Here is a 19,012-nt window from a genome sequence, read left to right as displayed (position 1 = left end):
CAACATGCGATTGTCCCCTTTGAGTTTCCTCGCCAGGTAGGTTGGTCGTTCCCATTATTCACTTTTAATAATGTCCCCCTGCGGGGGAGATACACTTTTGCGCGTAGCAGCGCACTATTTTCAGCATGTTGTCCTCTGACGGATCAACCATTTTATTTCTGACTTTTTCGGCTCTGTCGGCAAGCTCTGATACCATTTCTTTTTGAATTTCAGTAGGTTCAACAGCTATTGTTTTATAATGCGGAGTAGGAGTTGGAAGATGAAGCATATCAGCAGTTTGAATATCTGCTACATCTTTAAACATTGCCATCAGCTCAGGCAGATTAAAGAATTTTGCAAATCTTGTTTTTGCTCTGTATCCTGTGCCTTCCGGTGCAAGCTCAATAGCGGTTATTGTTTCACCAAAGGTGGAAGCCCATGCGTCAAAATGCTGTAAGTTCTTTTCTTCAAGTGCATGGTACTGTAAATACCGCTGCATGGTATAAAGTTCCACCATGCTGTTTGAAATCGGTGTGCCCGTTGCAAAAATAACGCCCTTACCGCCTGTGATTTCATCAAGGTATTGCGTTTTCATAAACAGGTCGGACGATTTCTGTGCTTCCGTTTGGGAAATGCCGCCCACATTGCGCATTTTAGAAAATAAAAAAAGATTTTTGTAGTAATGTGCCTCATCTACAAAAATCCTGTCAACGCCTAATTCTTCAAAGGTTACAACATCATCCTTGCGGCTTTGGTCGTTCAGCTTTGCCATTTTGTTTTCAATGCCTTTTTTTGTCCGCTCAAGCTGCTTTACGGTAAAGCGCTCGGCATTATGCGCCTTTGCCTCCATAATACCGTCCATAATCTCCTCCCGCTGCCGCTGCAACAACTGATGCTGCCGCTGCAAGGACATGGGTATTTTTTCAAACTGTGAATGCCCGATAATCACCGCGTCATAATCGCCTGTTGCAATCCTGCCGCAAAACTTTTTTCGGTTTTTCGTTTCAAAATCTTTCTTTGTAGCAACTAAGATATTTGCTGCCGGGTAAAGCTGTAAAAATTCCGATGCCCATTGTTCGGTTAAATGATTAGGCACAACAAAAAGTGATTTATTGCAAAGTCCAAGTCTTTTACTTTCCATTGCTGCTGCAACCATTGTCCAAGTTTTTCCTGCACCGACCACATGACCGAGAAGGGAATTTCCGCCGTACATTATCCTTGCAACTGCATTTTTTTGATGTTTGCGAAGTTCAATTTCAGGGTTTATACCGCTAAACGTAATATGACTGCCGTCATACTCACGAGGTCTGGTAGAGTTAAACCGTTCATTATACAGCTTTGTCAGTCTTTCTCGTCTGTTTAGATCTTTCCAAATCCAGTTATCAAACTCTGCTTTAATCAGGTCTTGTTTTTGCTGTGCTATTGTAGTTTCCTTTTTATTTAAAACTGCAACTTTACTTCCGTTTTCATTTTCTACATAATCAAAAATGCGTACATCTTTGAGGTTTAGTGATTCCTCGATAATTTTGTACGCATTGATTCTTTGTGTTCCAAATGTATTTGTAGCCTTTACACCCTTGTCATAATTTTTGTTACTGATTGTCCATTCACCTGTAATATTTGAGTATTGGACTTCAATTCTATTTCTGGCATACCAGCCTGTGTCAAGAATTTCAAAAACAAAATCCTGTATATCTTTTTGCGGTATCCAAGTAGAACCAAGTCTTACTGTAATTTCACTTGCGGATAAATCCTTTGGCTGCACTTGCTTTAAGGCTTCCACATTGCTTTCAAAAGCCACGTCATTTGCCGCAGCACTTTCCGCAAGACGGAGTTTTTCCCGGACGTTCCCGGATAAATATTCATCGGCTGTCACATACTTTGGGAAATACCCGTTTTCCTCCTCATATTCGGGATTAAGGAAGATCACATTTTTCAGGCCGGCACACAGTTCCTCTTCGGATTTGCCCGTAAGCTGCTGCATGAAGTCCATATCAATCTTTGCTTTTTCACCAAGCGATACGGCAAGTGCTTCGTCTGCCGTGTCAACCTGTGTAATTTCCTTTTTTGCGCCGATTGTGCGCTTGGTGAACATATCCGCCTTGCGCTCCAGCTCGCCGTTTTCATCAAGGATTTCCAACGAGCAAAGCAGGAAATAACTACTGTCATCGGAAAACGCCATGTTGTTGCCGCGGGAATTGATAAGCCCATATTTTGGGGTAAAGCGATCGTACAGCGTATTTAGTTTTGCCTGCTGTGCGGTAATATCAGAATCGGCATAACCTTCGGTCTGGTACTCAATGAGGGTACGCACACAATCACGAATTTCGATTAGCCCCTTGATGCGGTTTTCAGCCGTTGCGTTTAATTCAACCTTGCGCATCATGCTGTTTTCACGGAAATATATATCGCCGTCCACAACCGTATAACTGAAATTTTTAACACTCGGATCGGCTGGGATGGTGATTTCTTCGTCGTTTGAAATGTCGTCAAAGTCATATTCCGTGATCTGTGCATGGATATTTTGTATTGCGCTGTCAAGCTGTTCGGCAAGCCCTGTGCTTTCATCCGGCATACAGGTGAGCGTCGGACCAAACGGGCCGCTAACCTCCTTTAATTCGCCCATAACCATATCCGGGTTGTCCAAAAAGTATTGATTTACAGGTTGCCCTGTTTCGTGCTGTCCGATGTTAACCCAATCGGGCATCATATCCGTCATTCTCTCACGCTTTTGTAAAAAGAGAATATCTGCCGTTACTTCTGTTCCGGCGTTCTTCTTAAAGGTGTTGTTGGGCAAGCGGATCGCGCCGATTAAATCGGCTCTTTGCGCAATATATCGCCGTGCCTTGCTGTTTTGCTTATCCATCGTGCCGGAGGAAGTGATAAAGGCAATTACACCGCCCGGACGCACCTTGTCCAGTGTTTTCGCAAAAAAGTAATCGTGGATGAGAAAATTATGTTTGTTATATTTCTGATCTATCAGCTTGTAGTCCCCAAATGGGACATTGCCGATTGCCACATCGAAAAAGCTGTCGGGAAGCGTGGTATCCTCATAGCCTTGTATAGCAACGCTGTTTTTTTGATAGAGCTGCTGCGCAATCCTTCCCGTGATACTGTCCAGCTCAATGCCATAGATTTTACTTTCGCCCATACGTTCCGGCACAAGCCCCATAAAATTGCCGATACCGCAGGACGGCTCTAAGATGTTGCCCTGTGTAAAGCCCATATTGGAGAGCGCTTGATACATTGCCTTAATGACAACAGGCGGTGTAAAGTGTGAAGTAAGGGTGGACGCTCTTGCACTTTCGTATTCTTCGGGAGAAAGCGTTGTATAGAGTTCTGTAAATTCATCCGCCCAAGCGGTTTTTGTTTCGTCAAACGCATCGGCAAGACCGCCCCAGCCGACATACTGCGATAAAACCTCCTGTTCTTCGGGTGTAGCCAGCCTGTGAGCAAATTCACACTCTTTCAAAACCTTGATTGCTTCCATATTTCTTCTAAACTTTTCCTTTGGTGTACCATAACCGAGTTCATCATTTGTAATGACAAAGTTGGTGCGTTCCGCCATGGGGATATCGGGATAAATCACCGTGTTTGCAGCCTTTGCCGTTTTTTCTATTTTCGGCACTGCAAGCCGCGGCTGTTCCTGCATAGAAAGCGTGGCATTTACAAAATCAATGCTTTCGCTGCGGAAGATGGGAAATCCTGTGCTGTTTTGAAAGGTAACGTCTTTGAGGGATGCCGTATTTGTATCGGCGTTTACGCTGTCAACTACAAATTTGCGTTCATCAATGGTAACCTTCCTGCCGAGTAAAACCGGCTGCTCCGGCTGCAATTCTTCAAGAGCATTGGAAACTTCCGGCTTATCTTTTCCCAGCACCTTGTCATTTGACAAAACCTTATACGTTTTCCTGTCTTCATCAACCAAAACGACATCAAAACCATTCTCATTCAGCATATTTACATTCTTCTCCAAAACGTGTTTGGGAAAGCCTGTCGTTTGGTATACCGTGCCGTCAATCACTTTGTTTGTCTGGTGAATATCCAGCGTTACAGCGGCCTGTTCCGCATCTTCGCCAAAGGCTTCGTAAAAATCCCCGACAGGGAACAGAGCAACCGTTTTGCCATTATCCTCGGAATGGATTTGATTGAAAAATTCTTCAAAGGATTGCTCGGTCAGGGTTTCTCCCGATATATCTATCCTTTGCGGTTCCTCCGGCAAATTGGGTTCCGGTGCTTCCGGCTGCTCCTGTGCCGACTGCATTTCATCGAGTTCCTGCGTTTGCAGATTGACAAGATCGGCTTCGTTTAGATACTGTTCGTTAGCTATCAGCTTGTCAATACGCTTTTCCACTTCATTCCATTTCAAATGGATTTTCGCATACGGCTCTGACATATCCCCATGGCTGTATGCAATGCCATTGCTGTCATGATTTTCATTTGATATGCCGTCGTATCTGCCGCCCCAACCGTATTCATCTTTCAAAAAAGCAATGCGTTCTTTTTTATCTACATTTTCGGTAAAAAATCGATAAATTCTCAGCTTGCCGCCGGAAACGCCGCTGCCGCCGCATAAAAGCCGGTTGATTTCATCATCGGTAATATATCGGTCCGGGGGTGTGCGTATGGCGTTCTCTGCCGTGTATATTTTTCTTTCCAAGCTCAAATCCGACAAAAGGGTATCTACGTTTATTGGAGTTTGTACCACTCTATACCGCATAATAGCGGGATTTTCGATATACATTTCTGACAGCCTGTGTGCGATCCCTTGCAGCTTTGCAATTCCTTCCGGCGTTTTCAGTGCATTTGCTGTCCGTTCCTCACGTTCCGGGTAGCCGCCTTTTGTCAGTTCATCATCAAAAAGATTGCTTATTTCGGGATATTTCTCAAAATCAAGGTTGGAATACTGATTCCAAAATACTTTTGACACATACTTGCGCTCATAGTCCTGCATCTGCAAAAGGATGTCGGTCGGTGCAAATCTGCCAATATCCAAAAGCTTGTCAATCCGCTTTGCAGCGTCCTTCCACGAAAGAACGGTGTTGGCGTTCTTGGCGGAGGTTCCGTAGGAAACACGAATACCGTCTTTATCCCATAGTGCGGATACCTTGCTGCCGTTTAAAAGAAAACCTTTGCCGTCTGCGCCGTATTCACTTTTCAAATATTCCGCTTTTTCGCTGATAGATTTATTTTTGCTAAACGCTATGCAAGTGCGAAGCACACTGTCCTTTTCATTTGTACCGTCGCATAAAACCTCATCAATAATCTGTTGGGGCATAGAAAAAGCAGCTTCGAATGTATTTCGGGCTGCTTCTCTAATGATATTCTGTTGTTCTTCCTCGGTAGGAAGCAGGTCAAACAAGCTTAGCTGTGCAAAAGGCTGCTGATTACGATTTCTTCTGCGCTGTGTTTGAAGTTGTTCATGCGTCTTGTCCATTCCAGCGGATTGTCCGCTTTCATCTGTTCGGTTACGCTCTCCGCTTGTGCCATCTGCGAAACCATCCCTTCCACTTGCTCCCTCGCTATTTTGTCCATCTCGGTCAGGTGTTCCATCAAAGTCCCCTTGATTTTCATTGCCGAGTACAGGCTCCGGCGGTTGTTCTTCAGAAATTTCAACCGTATCATCCCGTATTTGCCGATCCGCTGGCTCTGCACCTCTGCTGTCAGATCCGGCATCAGATAATCCCCGTTCTGCGTGTATGTCAGTTCCGTCATTTTCCTCAGTCCTTTCCTTTTCTATATTTTCGTTGCTTTCATTATATACCGCTTTTTCATCGACCGCAAAAAATTTTGACTTGTTTTTTTCTGCCCGTTCCGCCTTGCGGATAGTGTCGGAAATTTCCCTAAGCGCCTGTTCGGAAATACTGCTGACGGCATTGCCCAAAACAGAGAGCGTTTCAGGCGTATTAAAGTCAATAATATCCTGAAAATCCTCCCGCTCAAAATCCACGTCTGTACCAAGTCCCATACGGCATAGTATCATATATGCAACGGAGGTTTCCGCCAATCTTTGAAATTTTACATCAAGGTTCAATTCGTCATAGCCGTATAAAAAACTGCTTTCCTTTGCGTATTGCAATTCGTCCAAATAGTCCGGTTTGTTATCAGTAACGGCATTATGTGCCGCAGAGATTACCGCATCGGCTATCAATCCCTTTGTTTCCAAATCACCGAAGGTATTCTCAAGCGTTTCAACGATTTCAGCATCATATCTTCTGCGATAGTTCCACAGCTTCACTTCATTCCCGTAAAAGCTGTTGGTATCGGAAATATCAAACACATAGTCAAGGTAATGGCCGCGCTCGTTTTCACGGAGCAGGGCAATTCCTTTTGCGCCTTTGTTAATCCAGCGGCGCAATTTATTGTTCCATACCGCAAGGCTTGCACAGGCTGTTGCGTCGGGGCGCTGGGCATAGATTAAAAGCTGATCTTCAAACGGATATTTATATTGCCATGCCGCCGAACGTAAAAAAGCTGTCCAGTTATCTATGCCGGACAGCTTCTGCGCCGTTTCCTTCGACAGTTCAAATATTTGCTGCGTTTTATTTGCCAATTTTGCTTCACCTCCACAAATAAAAAAAGAGCATTGAAATACTCAATGCCCTAAATCTGCTTATTAACCAAATTATTCGATTGTGTTCTCTAAAATCTTTATGAATTTATCAGGCGTATATACAGATACCTTTGCTTTTGCATAGTCTTTTTCATTTCTTGTGACAATGCAGTCAATCTCGCATCTTTCCGCAGTTTCGCACATAACAGCGTCCTCATAATCTGAAATATCAGAAGATAACGCTTTTCTGCAATCCAGTGCCGTTGTATCAAGAATGCCGAAAAGACCAAGCAATGTTTTTAAGATTTGCCTTGTTTGCTCATCGCTGTGTGTCAAACGATGGGTGAGGTAGTATATATCCGTTATGGATTTTGCGGAAACATAGCCGTCAAACTGTTCATTGGCAACGGCGAGAAAGATTTTTTTCGCATCATCTGCAAACGGCTCCCGGTTTTGCAAGACATCTATAATGACGCAAGTATCAATGAATGCTCTCATATATGATTGAGCCTCTCTTTCTTAGCATCTTCAAGTGTAATATCCTGCGGAAGAATACCAAAAAGAGATTTTGCCATATTCACTTTGTCTTGATTGGGATTGGACAATTTTGCAATCGTTTTTCCGTTTTTGGTAATAAATACATCTTCGGTTGCTGCCAACAAAAGATATTTTCCGAGATTTTGTTTTAATTCAGTAGCAGTAATAGACATTTTAGCATCTCCTTTCGCACGGGTTTTGCATTTATATTATATGCTATTCGCACGAAAAAATCAAGAGTTTCGGACGATTTTTGTTTTGTAAAATATGTAAAAGTTTATTTGCACAAATTTATCGATGCGCTCCTTTCTGCGCTTTTTGGCAGCTCCTAAACCTTTGTTGATTGTTTTGATGGTTTCGCTTTCTATGCGCTTGAGAAAATTATCCCGATCCTTTTCACTCATACAATAAACATATTTATCCTCCGGCGTTTTATTGTGTGCATCTTCCACTTGCCGCACCTGTTCCTTCAATCGGTCCGCATATATTTCGGTTACCTCTATAAAATCATTGCTGACCAAACATTTCTCATATCGATCCCAAAGTTCTGTTCTATTGCAATAGGCGACTAAATAGGTCTAATCCTGCGGCGCATTTTCCATTTCGCCGAGTATCAGCTCGCAGTCGCCGATATGAATTGATAATCGTATAATCACCGGCTTTCCTGATTTCTTCCTGTTCCATTCTGATTTACTCTCCTTATCTTTCTGCCTTTGCAAAGGCGGATATTTTTTAAAATCCTGTCGGTGCTGTTCTTTGGTCTTATAAAACTTACAGTTGCCAGCAATGCACACAACCTCTTTCAAAATATTACATCGTTTATCCGTACCGTAAGCAAAACAGTCTCTTTGTATCACCAATCCTCACCGTCCATTTCCTTTAATCTGATGGTACTGACAATTTTGTACCCGCGCTTATTGGCAAACGCTTTTAATTCAAAAATCAAATTGCGGCGTTCCTCCCGGCGAATGTTGCGGATTGCTTCATACGCTGTTTTATCCGCACAGCCGCTTTCGTTATATTTTTCATTTCTGTGGTTTGTCATTAAAAATCACCGTTCCAATTCTTTCTCTTTCGGTTTATGCTCTGCTTTTTCATAAAACCGCGCTTTATCAGCGCCGCGCTCACAAAAATCCTTTTGCGCCGCAAGCAAGCTGGTGTGGTAATGCCCCCAATAATAATCGGTTTTGTTGTTACACTCCCAAGTCACGAACATATTGGGGTGGCTTTCGTGAACGCCAAGCACGATTTCGCTTTCGCCGATGGTAATTTGATTTGTGATGATGTATCCTGCGTTTTTTCTCCAGCCCATTGTTATTAAAACCTCCATATAAAACTTAGGCAAGATGTTCCGCGCCTATTTAAGCAGCGTGGAACATTTAGAATGTCAAGTTCCTGACATTCTGCACGGCTAAAGCCATACCTTGCCACGTTGAATAACGGGAAAAAGCCCCTTATTGAAAAATAACCAACGCTTCTTTCCAATGAAGAAACATCGTTCTTATCTTTGATTGGATTATTAAGTATCGTATCCTCACGCCCTGCAAGCATACAGCAGCAGATAAATCCCAATCTAAACAGTGTGCCAAGCGCAAAGAACAATAAAATCCATACCATAATTATCGCTCCATTTCCTGCTGCCTTTTCCGATACCAGCCTTCAATCAGTTTCATAACAGTATCCTCAATCTGCTGTTTGGAATAGCTTTTCGGAAAAAACTTTTTTATTTTATCTTCGCTGATGGTAATTTTTAATTTTTCCGGTTTTTGCTCCATCATTATCGAGTCAATCACAGCAGAATTGAGATTGCCCTGCTGTGAAAATTTCCGCATTTTTGCCGCCTGTGCAATAGAGGGAGCGCCGGCTTCCTTTTCAATCGCTTCCAGCACCTCCGATTGTTCCTTTGAGCCGAGATAGGAAAGCTCAACCGCAGCATTTAGGGCCATTTTCTTTTCATCTACCATGGTAAGCAGGGGGTCAACCAGATTTGTCAGACGGATATATCGAAAAATTTGATTCTTGCTTTCACCAATTTGTTTTGAAAATTCTTCACTTGAGGTTGAGGGGTCGTAATTATTCCCAATTTGGGAATAATTATCACGCTCTGGTCGCCCGGCTTTTCGCTTCATTGCCTCCAACTTTAGCTGATAGGCAAAGGCTTTTTCGCTCGGCAGAATATTTTCCCTTTGCAGATTGCTGTCTACGAGGAGAATGGTTGCAGTATCATCATCAAGATTTTTTACTACTACTGGGACTTCTGTTATCCCTGCTATTTCACAAGCTTTCACACGCCTGTGTCCTGAAAGTATTTCATATCCGCCGTTTTTATGCGGTCTTGCTACAATCGGAGCTAGTACACCGCTTTGTTTTATGCTTTCCACAAGCTCGTCCATGCTTTCGTCAAGCTGCACCTTGAACGGCTGGCGTTCAAAGGGCTTTAGTTCCGATATGGAAATCGGCTTGATTTCTTCAGTTTTGCGCCCTTCATCTGTCTTGAATAAATCATCGTATGAGTTCAGACTTATGTTTATTCCGTTGTTTGCCACCATCCAGCACCTCCTTGGTAAATTCTTTATATGCGTCCGCTGCTTTCCCGTTTTTGTCATAGGCATAAATACTCTTGCCGACCGCCGAGGTTTCGGCCGCCTTAATAGACAGCGAAATTTCCGTCTTGTATATGGTGACAAAGCGGGAATAGATTCCGCCGATTACTCTGGAGATGTCCTTTGCGTAATTGGTTCGCCTGTCCACCATGGTCAGCAATATTCCGCTGATTTTCAAATTCGGGTTGATTTGCCGTTTGACCTTGCCGACTGTTGTGATAAGCTGTTCCAATCCTTTCGCCGGTAAGTCGTTTTTCCAACGCCGCCTTTCTAATTTGCGATTATGATGACTTTACTCATAACTTAAAATCCTCCATGCGCCATATCATATTTCACTTTTGCAGAAAACCAGTTATCCGCTGTTTCAAAGGCTCGATATATCGTGGTAATTAAAAAAGCCCGTATATTACGGACTTTGGATGTATTTTCTTTCAGCGACAGGTAGATGTATTCGATATGCGACGAGTCGATTTTCAAAAACCGGCTCTTTACAACCTCACGGGGGTATGCCTGCTTGTTGATACGGATGGTCGTCTCTGTGGTGCAAACAACGTCAACCATCAGCGTGACAATCTCGTTAAGCCACCCTGCGCCGTAATCATCTACAATACTGTCATAATCAATATTTTCTTTGATTATCTCCTCATATTCCTGCCGATGCTGCGTCCATCGTATCTCATCCTTTGGCTGTTGCATAACCGGCGGAAACAGAACAGCACTTTGCTGGGTGATAGGATAAGATATGATTTCAGTATCGTTCCACTCAGTATTGTTATTATCAGTATAATTAGCGTATGATTTCGGAACTTCTTGAGGTTCCAAAATCATATTTCTTGAAGTATGATTTTCATACTTCTGTAAGTTTGAATTCCATACTTCTGGCCGTTCTGTCTTCCTGCTTTCAGATTGATCAGTATCTTCCTGCCCGGCAACAAAATTTTTCACATAAATAATGTTAGGTCTCCCAAGCCCCTGCCGCTTTCTTTCAATCAAACCAATCTCTTTATCCAACTCGTCGAGTAATTTTGCCGCTTTCTGCCTGGCACATCCGAAGTCCTCAATAATATCATCGAGAGTATAAATAATATATACCCGGTTTTCCTCGTCAAACCATTTATTTTTCACAGACAGGCTCATGCGGTCAAGCATTAAGCCGTACAGAATTTTTGCTTCCGCAGAAATACCCTTAAAAGCTTTGTCTTTAAACAGTATTTTAGGTATCCGGTAAAAACTGAACTGTTCTGATTCACTGCCGTAAAAATATTCAAATGGCATCATCTGCACCTCCTTTTGCGATTATTTTTTTATGTTGATATGCAAAAAGGAGAGCGCTATAAGCACCCTCCGTTATGCTTCTTTTTATTAAATATAGTGCATGTCAGTCATACTTTTAAGCTGTCAATCCGATACGGATGAACATTTTAGGAATATCGCCTTCTTTTTTCGGTACAAAATCAACGTCCGTTCCATATTTGGACGTGCGGTAAAACAGCGGGATTTCGTCTAAAATCAAGGTTTCCGATGGCAGAGGAGCATTTTGAACACGATGTAGGGACTGAAGAACTAGCACATTTGGAAATTGTTGGAACGTTAGTTCGTCAGTTGACCAAAAACGCTACCACAAGTGAAATCGAAAACAGTTCCTATGGCGCCTATTTTATGAATCATGGACGCGGGGTATTCCCGGCAGACTCTACCGGTGTTCCATTTAACGCTGGCAGCATCGCCGTATCTGGAGATCCTATTGCGGATTTGACCGAGGATTTGGCCGCAGAACAAAAAGCACGTGCGGTATATGATAATATTTTAAGAATGTCTGATGACCCTGACGTCAATGATGTAATTAAATTTTTACGCGCGCGTGAAATTGTTCATTTTCAGCGTTTCGGTGAAGCGCTTGATCAGTTGCAGAATACTCCTGCACTACAGGGTTTTTGTCCCGGTTTAGCCTCAGAGACAAAAAATTAAAAACTTTAATACAAAATACCTCCATAGCAATGGCGTATATATGCTGGGAGGTATTTTGTCATTCTTTTCTACCTTATGTCCGGTTTCATCTTGACAGAATCCCAGTTTTATGCTATATTTCATAGCAGGCTGAAACATTTTCCGGTTAAAATTTATCCATAATATATATACGTAAATTTTAAAATGTTTGATGCTGAAATTACATAATATCTGGGAGGGTTTTCTTTGAAAACTGGTATCAAAACCAAAGATATGGTGCTCACTGCACTTTTGATCGCAATCGGTATCATTATACCAATTTATTTTGGCTTTTTGCGGATTGTACTTCCGCCGGGCGCATTTAGTGCCACTCTAATGGCACACGTTCCCATTTTTATCGCCATGTTCATTTCACCTTGGTCTGCTTTATTTACCGCCATCGGAACCACACTCGGCTTTGCTTTTTCCGGGCTCGATCCAGTGGTAACAGCTCGGGCAGGATCCCATATTATTTTTGCAATGGTTGGCGCCTTCATGATTAAAAAGCATTGTAATCTTATTCTGGTAGGTATTGTTACTGCACTGTTACATGCCGTATTTGAAGCCCTTACCGTATATTTATTTCTTGCGCTTGGTCTGATGCAAGCAAGCAATTCATCTTTTGTCAGTATCGCTTTTTATACTACCGGAATTGGAACTCTGCTTCATGACATCATCGATTATGTAATTGCCTGCGTAGTAGGATTTGCATTAACCAAAGCACATGCCATTCCCGCATTACCCCCGCTTTGGTTCAAAAAATCTGTTGGTTAAAACACACAGGTCCTCTGCAAAAGAAAATTTCTTTTGCAGAGAACCTGTTTTTATGCTATTACGGCACAGAATGCAAGACTGCACAAACCAATTCGGGCCTATTAAAAATACGAAAAGGAAACATGCTTTTGCCTAAACCTCGGCTTACAACCATGGTTCCATATGTTCCTTTATAGCTTCCTTCTGTATACTGCGGCCAAAACCCCTGCCCTGGCGCAATGACCGCTCCCGTTCCAGGAATGCGTACCTGACCGCCATGTGCATGACCCGCAAAAATCAGCTCTACTCCCGTTTTATCATATGCATCAAAAAATTCCGGATGATGTGCCAATAAAATGCGGTAATCCGCCTTACAGCACGCTGCCGTTTGCTGTACTTCCGCAATCATTTGAGCCGCATCCTTTGCGTTTATCTCAGCCGGCTGAGAATTATCTAATGCTTTGCTTCCCAGCAAAACAATTTTTTCTTTTCCACGCACAACCTCTGCTTTCCCTTTTTCTAAAACATGAACTCCCGCTTGCAAAAGCTGTTGCCTTAATTTAAAATAACTTAAATTCCTCCCTTCATGATTGCCGGGAACATAGTATACCGGTGCAATCTTTACCGCTCCTCTAACAAACTGCAAAGCATATCGCATGTGGCAAATTTTCCGAAAACGCTTAAAATGTGCACTGTATATAAGATCTCCTGTAATCACTATCATATTAGGTTGCGCAAGCCGAATTTTATTCATCAGACATCTTTGATCCGCCCCAAAACGTTTATTATGCAAATCCGAAACCTGAACAATACGAAACCCGTCAAACACTAATGGAATTTTTTTATGCTGAACAGGAATAACTGTCAGCTGAAGCTTGTTGTTCCCATACCAAAGCCAGATACATATACCAATAAATAATATCAGCCCCATCCATCCCAGTTGCAGCATAGTTTCATCCTTTCTTTTATACCTTTAAATCCGCAATTTGCTTATTCCCTGAAAAATTAATTTCCCAAAGCGTGCCGTCTTCTTTTTCCACAATTAGTTTGGGCAGCGGGATTTCCACCCAGGTTTTTTTCTTCATTTCCCCTTCATAACGTGTATAATAATCATCTACACGCTGATATGTCGTATATACTCGTTTTACATCGGAAACGTCCTCCACAGCATGCACTGTAATTCCGTACCATTGATCTTCCCGATATCCACCTTCTCGATACGGCAAAAGCGGACTTTCACCCCAAACATAAAGGGTGCCGTCTTTTTTCAAAGCTACCGTATAATAAGCCGATGCGCTTAGGGCTATAACATCTTCCATTGGCTTTGCTCCGCTCATAATAGGAAAGCCCAAATCATTTTTATAACCGTTTGATATGAGCGGATGTGCCAAAGTTCCGGCATCATTTGCCGCAAGAGCATTTCCCAAAACGCCCAATGCATTTCTTTCCCACGCTGAAACAACACCGTCTTTTGCCAAGGCAACTGCATGGGAATCTCCTACCGCAACCGCCTTTATATCGGTCAGACGTTCTGGAAACATTTTGTCTGAAAAGATGAGGCGAGGAACGGAATAATATTTTGGAGCAGACTGTCCTAATACCCGCTTCTCGCTTTCCGAGTAAGATCCATTGCCCCAGGCATAAACCAGTCCATCATTTCTTAACGCCAAAGCAAAAGTTTTCCCCATTGCAATATCACATACATTTTTCACCACAGACACTTGTGTAGGCACTTTATACCACGCATAAATCTCTCCCCACACTTCCTGTTTGAGTGCATCCAGACGCTCATCGTCCAGAATACCCTCCTCTTCTTCTCGGGCGTCCTGTAACTTCTGTTCTTCACTCAATCCGCTGACCCAATTTTCGGTTGAACCCCAACCCCAAACCGTTCCATCTGCTTTTAATGCTAAGGTATAATGCTCACCACAGGATATCTTTCGAACATCTGTCAATCCTTCAATTTTCTCTGGAACACAGCGACTGCCTAATTCGCTTGGCAGCTTGTCAGCTCCAAGTAGGCAGTTGGCATTGCTTCCCCAGCTCCAAACACTTCCATCCGTACATAAAGCATAATATGTATTTTCTCCGCAGTAAACAGCAGCGACTTGTCCTTCAATTCCTTCGATCTGTGCCCATTCTTCGGTTTTAGGCATACTCTTTTTGTAGTTGAAAGAATATCCCAGCTGTCCGTATTCGTTTCCTCCCATACTCCAAAGTGTTCCATCATCCTTCAAAATCACAGAAGCGGATTTGCTCAGAGCCGCCCGGGCATCATCCATTCCCTCTGGGCGGTCGGTTATCTCCGGCTGTGCAGTATTCTCTTCTTCAGATTGCGCTGCTGCTGACGTAGTAATCAGCACTTTTTGCTCTGCTTCATCCCAATCCACACTGGCTTCCAAGCCTTCCGCAATCGCTCGGACCGGAACCATCGTTCTGCTGTCCTGAATCAATTAAGCAGGTGCGTCAAGCGCTATTGCCTGCCCATTCTTATAAAGTTTATCATCATTGATCGTAATGCTAAGAGAAATATTCTCCTTATTCGCAAAAGCAGTCTGTGTCGCATCATCCCATTCCACCTTTGCCCCCAACGCTTCAAAAATACCCCGCAAAGGTACCATAGTGCGATCATATCGTTCGTCTAAAAATGGCTGTACATCAAACATCAATTTATCCCCGTTGACCCAAACCGTTATTTCTGATTCTGCCGCACAGACAATTCCTGTCATGCATAATAAAAGAATCACAACGCTTATTAAGCTATACCATAAATGTCTCCTCATTATCTTCCCTCCTGTTTATTATCATTTTCATTTCAGCATTTTTGCAATTCTCTCCATTTTTGGATAAGCATAAGGGAAAAATTCCAAATAGCTTTCGCATAAACGATTTAACCCTGGCTTACCATGGACAAAAGGTTCTCGGTCTCTCCGGCAGCCGCCGCGGCATAAAGGATACCATTTGCAAACCTGACATTTGTCATGAACCGGTTCAGAACTTTTCCGAAACACAGCTGCCGTTTCCGATAAATATAACTGTTGGAAAGAATTTTCTTTTATATTACCCATTTTCCATTGATCCAGTACATAAAAATCACATGGAAAAACACTGCCATCTCCTTCTATCAGAAAATAAGATGCGCATTTTCCGTTCATCGCGCAGTTTTCCGGTGCATTTCCCAATAGCATTTGAATATAATTGTCAAAGTTTCGTACACTGACATATTCCCCCTGCATCAGGCAACGATAATATTCATCAAAAGTTTGTTTCAAAAATTCCCCATATCGTTTTGGTGCCAGCGAATATTTCTCTCTTTCTCCGTCAAAAGAGTCTAAACAAGGGATAAACTGCAGAAAACGGCGGGGTTTTAGATTTGAAAATACCCGCCTGGGATAACGAGCCGTAAAATTGGTTACAACGCATAAGATATTATATTCTACCTTATATTCTTCAAATAGCTCTGCCGCCTGTGCGGCTTTTTGATAAGTTGGATTTCCCGCAACATCCAGCCGCAGGCTGTCATGAATTTCCGCAGTGCCATCCATAGATAATCCAGCTAAAAATTGATGGTCATGTAAAAACTGTGCCCAATCTTTATCGATTGCATAACCGTTGGTCTGGATAGAATTTTGGATTTTAACGCCTTTGGTATTATATTTTCTTTCAAACGCAACCAAATGCTCATAAAAATCCAGTCCCGCCAAGGTTGGTTCTCCGCCTTGAAACCCAAAACTGACAAAATCTTCTGCATATTCCAGCGCATTTTGGACGAGAAGTTCCAAAGTCTCCAGATCCATTTTCCCGTAAGAAAACATCTCTCTTTGCTCCATCACATCTGCATAAAAACAATATTTGCAGCGCAAATTGCACAAACCCGAAACCGGCTTGATTAACAGCGTTACCGGCGGCACTTCAACCATCTCCCTTCCTTCTTATGATATAACATATTCTTTTTCTCATAATATATCATGTCCCCCAGGGATTGTCAACCAATACGCACCTTCTATCCCTTTTGTCATATATTATATATAGACATCTCACTGTCCAAAGGAGTGAAAACATGAAAGTAAAACCACTTTCCCAGCTTCCGCTGGGACAGACGGCAAATATAGTATCTTTAAATACAGGACATGAATTACACCGCCGATTACTAGAATTAGGATTTTTCCCGGGTAATTATGTAACCCCTCTATACCGCAGTCCCTTTCACGATCCTGTTGCTTACTGGATTATGGGAAGTGTGATTGCACTGCGCTGTGAAGAAGCCGGACAAATTCTAGTATTACCCCTTTAAATATTGACTGCGTACTTTTGCCCACAAGGCTGCGCTGAATCCTAAACTATGTGGGCAGAAAGGAAATGATACAATGCCTGATTCCTATCGCATTCTGTTAGCCGGCAATCCAAATGTCGGAAAAAGCACTATATTTAACGCATTAACCGGTTTAAAACAGCATACTGGTAACTGGGCCGGAAAAACAGTTGATTTAGCCCACGGTTCTTTTCGGCAAAACGGGAATCATTTTCTGGTTCAAGATCTTCCAGGTACTTACTCCATACTTTCCGATTCACCAGAGGAAAAAATTGCGCGGGATGCCATTTGCTTTAGTCCCACCGATTTAGTATTAGTTATTGCCGACGCCACCTGCCTGGAACGCAACTTGAATCTTATATTGCAAATTGCAGAACTAACCCCGCATACTGCCTTATGTATTAATCTTTTGGATGAAGCAAAGCGTAAATCTATTTCCATTAACCTCACTGCACTGCAGGAACACTTAGGTATTCCGGTTATTGGAATTTCAGCAAGACAAAAAAAGGATATTCGTCGTCTGAAATGCTTTATTGAAAAACAAATTAGATACCCAGAACAGACTTCTCCTGTTCCTATCGAATATTCTAATTCGGTAGAAAAGGCCATTACCAGCATATCCAAATCCATTTCAGGCCTTCCATTCCAAACTTTCAGCCAGCGTTTTACTGCTGTAAAAATCTTGGAGGGCAACACGTTGTCTGGACAACTGCTTGACACTTTTGCATTAACCTCGGCACAGCGAGCAAGAATCATTTTTGAGACAGAAAAAATACGCAACAAACTAAAAGAGGAAGGAATTACTCCCCACCAGCTGCAAGCGGAACTGACTGCTGCCTGCGGCCGAACCTCCTGTCGAATTTACGCTAATTGTTCTGCGCAGGCTCCTATTCCAAACAATCGCAGCATTCGCGCGGATCAAATATTAACCTCGCGGCTCTTTGGCATTCCGATTATACTTGGCTTTCTGGCCCTACTTTTATGGATTACCATAGCGGGAGCAAACTATCCATCACAGTTGCTTATGAAGTTTTTTAGCTGGCTAAAACCATATCTTAGCCAAGTGCTAAGTGTACTACATATTCCTTCAGCAGCAAATTCATTGTTTATTGATGGGATATACTATACAGCAGCATGGGTAACATCTGTCATGCTGCCGCCCATGATGATCTTCTTTCCCTTATTCACCTTATTGGAAGATTTGGGATATCTGCCCCGCCTGGCCTTTAACCTGGACCGTTTCTTTCAGAAGGCAGGATCCTGCGGAAAACAGGCACTTACCATGTGCATGGGGTTAGGGTGCAATGCAGTGGGTGTTACAGGGTGCAGGATCATTTCCTCCCCCAGGGAACGCTTGGCGGCCATGATTACAAATTGTTTTATGCCATGCAACGGACGTTTTTCTTTACTAATTACCTTATCCACCATTTATATTGGAAGTTTATGCACAAACGCATTTTCCTCTGTGGCTGCCGCAGGTTTTGTTTTGCTGCTGATTGTTTTTGGCATTTTAATCACGCTATTGCTTACCCGGTTACTCACCTGGATGCAGCACTCTGCCGTCAAAACACCGTTTACCTTAGAGCTTCCTCCGTTTCGCAAACCGCAGATTACGCAAACCCTGATCCGTTCTCTGCTTGACAGAACCCTTCATATTCTGAGCCGTGCTTTACGTGTTTCTGCACCAGCAGGCGCCGTGATTTGGCTGCTTGCCAATCAGAGCATCAATGGCACCAGCCTCCTGCATCTCTGCGCCGGGGCACTGGATCCCTTTGCACGGCTAATGGGACTGGATGGCATGATCCTACTGGCCTTCCTTCTTGCTCTGCCGGCAAACGAAATTGTTTTGCCAATCATTCTGATGGGTTATCTTACCGGAACACAGCTTATGGACACCGCCAGCATTACTTCTCTCTCTACAGTTCTTGCTGAAAACGGATGGACCGTACTGACCGCAGTCAATGTCATGCTCTTTTCTCTGCTGCATTTTCCATGTGCAACTACACTATGGACCATAAAAAAAGAAACTGGAAGTCTGGGCTGGACCGCCCTTGCCTTCCTTATTCCCTCTGCAACTGCTGTAGTATGCTGTATGCTTACAACTGCCATATGGAACCTGTGTTCCTTCCTCTAACGTTTTCATTTCAATCTGTCAATTTATCAGTCAACAACTATTTAGAAAAAAATCTAAATAGTTGTTGGCTTTTTGAGTAATATAAACATAAAATTGGGTGACTGCCGCATATTCTATTACATTTTACAAAAAAGCTTGTAACATAAACCACACAA

19 protein-coding genes are annotated in these 19,012 nt (G+C 42.8%); 4 read left to right on the top strand and 15 right to left on the bottom strand.

Annotation, left to right across the window (positions count from 1 at the left end):
- Positions 1–64: 64 nt before the first annotated feature.
- The 11 genes from INF28_RS13155 to INF28_RS12925 all read right to left on the bottom strand — a co-directional run bounded on the left by INF28_RS13155 (position 65) and on the right by INF28_RS12925 (position 11,185).
- Positions 65–6,532 carry a MutS N-terminal domain-containing protein gene (locus INF28_RS13155; RefSeq protein WP_264175765.1) on the bottom strand — a complete coding sequence of 2,156 codons (6,468 nt, stop codon included), beginning with the start codon at positions 6,530–6,532 and terminating at the stop codon, positions 65–67.
- Positions 6,533–6,604: 72 nt separating this feature from the next.
- A complete protein-coding gene (locus INF28_RS11205; RefSeq protein ID WP_226393550.1) occupies positions 6,605–7,030 on the bottom strand; it encodes a PIN domain-containing protein in 426 nt (141 codons plus the stop codon).
- Complete coding sequence (locus INF28_RS11200) at positions 7,027–7,242, bottom strand: type II toxin-antitoxin system Phd/YefM family antitoxin (protein WP_226393549.1); 216 nt, start codon at positions 7,240–7,242, stop codon at positions 7,027–7,029. The genes INF28_RS11205 and INF28_RS11200 overlap by 4 nt, the downstream gene beginning before the upstream one ends.
- Positions 7,243–7,647: 405 nt before the next feature.
- Positions 7,648–7,929, bottom strand: coding sequence for a hypothetical protein (locus tag INF28_RS11195; protein ID WP_226393548.1), 282 nt, complete (start codon positions 7,927–7,929; stop codon positions 7,648–7,650).
- The gene (locus INF28_RS11190; protein WP_226393547.1) at positions 7,923–8,114 is read right to left on the bottom strand and encodes a hypothetical protein; all 192 of its coding nucleotides are present in this window, start codon (positions 8,112–8,114) and stop codon (positions 7,923–7,925) included. The genes INF28_RS11195 and INF28_RS11190 overlap by 7 nt, the downstream gene beginning before the upstream one ends.
- Positions 8,115–8,120: 6 nt before the next feature.
- Entirely contained in the window at positions 8,121–8,381 is a 261-nt protein-coding gene (locus INF28_RS11185; protein ID WP_226393546.1) for a hypothetical protein, read from the bottom strand.
- A gap of 5 nt (positions 8,382–8,386) precedes the next feature.
- Positions 8,387–8,686: a hypothetical protein gene (locus INF28_RS11180; RefSeq protein ID WP_226393545.1), complete on the bottom strand. Its 300-nt coding sequence runs from the start codon at positions 8,684–8,686 to the stop codon at positions 8,387–8,389.
- A 2-nt stretch (positions 8,687–8,688) separates the two neighbouring features.
- Positions 8,689–9,615: a ParB/RepB/Spo0J family partition protein gene (locus tag INF28_RS11175; RefSeq protein WP_404815172.1), complete on the bottom strand. Its 927-nt coding sequence runs from the start codon at positions 9,613–9,615 to the stop codon at positions 8,689–8,691.
- On the bottom strand, positions 9,572–9,904 hold the full coding sequence (locus INF28_RS11170; protein ID WP_226393543.1) for a ParA family protein: 333 nt from the start codon (positions 9,902–9,904) through the stop codon (positions 9,572–9,574). The genes INF28_RS11175 and INF28_RS11170 overlap by 44 nt, the downstream gene beginning before the upstream one ends.
- Before the next feature lie 71 nt (positions 9,905–9,975).
- Positions 9,976–10,950: a DUF6017 domain-containing protein gene (locus INF28_RS11165; RefSeq protein ID WP_226393542.1), complete on the bottom strand. Its 975-nt coding sequence runs from the start codon at positions 10,948–10,950 to the stop codon at positions 9,976–9,978.
- A 112-nt stretch (positions 10,951–11,062) separates the two neighbouring features.
- Positions 11,063–11,185 (bottom strand): hypothetical protein, encoded by a 123-nt coding sequence (locus INF28_RS12925; protein ID WP_264175764.1) that lies wholly within the window; start codon positions 11,183–11,185, stop codon positions 11,063–11,065.
- Between the two features lie 8 nt (positions 11,186–11,193).
- On the opposite strand from INF28_RS12925, the gene INF28_RS11160 reads away from it, so the two are divergent.
- Positions 11,194–11,640, top strand: coding sequence for a manganese catalase family protein (locus INF28_RS11160; protein ID WP_318961772.1), 447 nt, complete (start codon positions 11,194–11,196; stop codon positions 11,638–11,640).
- Between the two features lie 225 nt (positions 11,641–11,865).
- Positions 11,866–12,432 (top strand): ECF transporter S component, encoded by a 567-nt coding sequence (locus INF28_RS11155; protein ID WP_226393541.1) that lies wholly within the window; start codon positions 11,866–11,868, stop codon positions 12,430–12,432.
- Between the two features lie 58 nt (positions 12,433–12,490).
- On the opposite strand, the gene INF28_RS11150 is transcribed toward INF28_RS11155, so the two are convergent.
- From INF28_RS11150 to INF28_RS11135, 4 genes are read right to left on the bottom strand one after another with little or no spacing between them, the layout of a single operon-like run.
- Positions 12,491–13,360 (bottom strand): metallophosphoesterase, encoded by an 870-nt coding sequence (locus tag INF28_RS11150; RefSeq protein ID WP_226393540.1) that lies wholly within the window; start codon positions 13,358–13,360, stop codon positions 12,491–12,493.
- A 16-nt stretch (positions 13,361–13,376) separates the two neighbouring features.
- A complete protein-coding gene (locus INF28_RS11145; RefSeq protein ID WP_404815171.1) occupies positions 13,377–14,864 on the bottom strand; it encodes a stalk domain-containing protein in 1,488 nt (495 codons plus the stop codon).
- The gene (locus tag INF28_RS11140; protein ID WP_226393538.1) at positions 14,865–15,194 is read right to left on the bottom strand and encodes a copper amine oxidase N-terminal domain-containing protein; all 330 of its coding nucleotides are present in this window, start codon (positions 15,192–15,194) and stop codon (positions 14,865–14,867) included.
- Positions 15,195–15,221: 27 nt separating this feature from the next.
- On the bottom strand, positions 15,222–16,331 hold the full coding sequence (locus INF28_RS11135; protein ID WP_226393537.1) for an anaerobic sulfatase maturase: 1,110 nt from the start codon (positions 16,329–16,331) through the stop codon (positions 15,222–15,224).
- 140 nt (positions 16,332–16,471) lie between these two features.
- Between INF28_RS11135 and INF28_RS11130 the strand changes: the two genes are divergently transcribed.
- On the top strand, positions 16,472–16,705 hold the full coding sequence (locus INF28_RS11130; protein ID WP_226393536.1) for a FeoA family protein: 234 nt from the start codon (positions 16,472–16,474) through the stop codon (positions 16,703–16,705).
- A gap of 73 nt (positions 16,706–16,778) precedes the next feature.
- Positions 16,779–18,857: a ferrous iron transport protein B gene (gene feoB, locus INF28_RS11125; protein ID WP_226393535.1), complete on the top strand. Its 2,079-nt coding sequence runs from the start codon at positions 16,779–16,781 to the stop codon at positions 18,855–18,857.
- Positions 18,858–19,012: the final 155 nt, after the last annotated feature.

It is taken from the genome of Ructibacterium gallinarum, assembly GCF_014982785.1.
Taxonomy (GTDB): domain Bacteria; phylum Bacillota; class Clostridia; order Monoglobales; family Monoglobaceae; genus Ructibacterium; species Ructibacterium gallinarum.
Note: the sequence above shows the minus strand (reverse complement) of the source record. Positions and strands in the feature narration are given on the sequence as shown.

Excerpts from the sequence above, each read along its gene's own strand:
- INF28_RS11130 (WP_226393536.1), top strand. The coding sequence starts at position 16,472 with ATGAAAGTAAAACCACTTTCCCAGCTTCCGCTGGGACAGACGGCAAAT.
- INF28_RS11135 (WP_226393537.1), bottom strand. The coding sequence starts at position 16,331 with ATGGTTGAAGTGCCGCCGGTAACGCTGTTAATCAAGCCGGTTTCGGGT.
- INF28_RS11205 (WP_226393550.1), bottom strand. The coding sequence starts at position 7,030 with ATGAGAGCATTCATTGATACTTGCGTCATTATAGATGTCTTGCAAAAC.
- INF28_RS11185 (WP_226393546.1), bottom strand. The coding sequence starts at position 8,381 with ATGGGCTGGAGAAAAAACGCAGGATACATCATCACAAATCAAATTACC.
- INF28_RS11150 (WP_226393540.1), bottom strand. The coding sequence starts at position 13,360 with ATGCTGCAACTGGGATGGATGGGGCTGATATTATTTATTGGTATATGT.
- INF28_RS11200 (WP_226393549.1), bottom strand. The coding sequence starts at position 7,242 with ATGTCTATTACTGCTACTGAATTAAAACAAAATCTCGGAAAATATCTT.
- INF28_RS11140 (WP_226393538.1), bottom strand. The coding sequence starts at position 15,194 with ATGAGGAGACATTTATGGTATAGCTTAATAAGCGTTGTGATTCTTTTA.
- INF28_RS11190 (WP_226393547.1), bottom strand. The coding sequence starts at position 8,114 with ATGACAAACCACAGAAATGAAAAATATAACGAAAGCGGCTGTGCGGAT.
- INF28_RS11160 (WP_318961772.1), top strand. The coding sequence starts at position 11,194 with ATGGCAGAGGAGCATTTTGAACACGATGTAGGGACTGAAGAACTAGCA.
- INF28_RS11180 (WP_226393545.1), bottom strand. The coding sequence starts at position 8,686 with ATGGTATGGATTTTATTGTTCTTTGCGCTTGGCACACTGTTTAGATTG.
- feoB (WP_226393535.1), top strand. The coding sequence starts at position 16,779 with ATGCCTGATTCCTATCGCATTCTGTTAGCCGGCAATCCAAATGTCGGA.
- INF28_RS11165 (WP_226393542.1), bottom strand. The coding sequence starts at position 10,950 with ATGATGCCATTTGAATATTTTTACGGCAGTGAATCAGAACAGTTCAGT.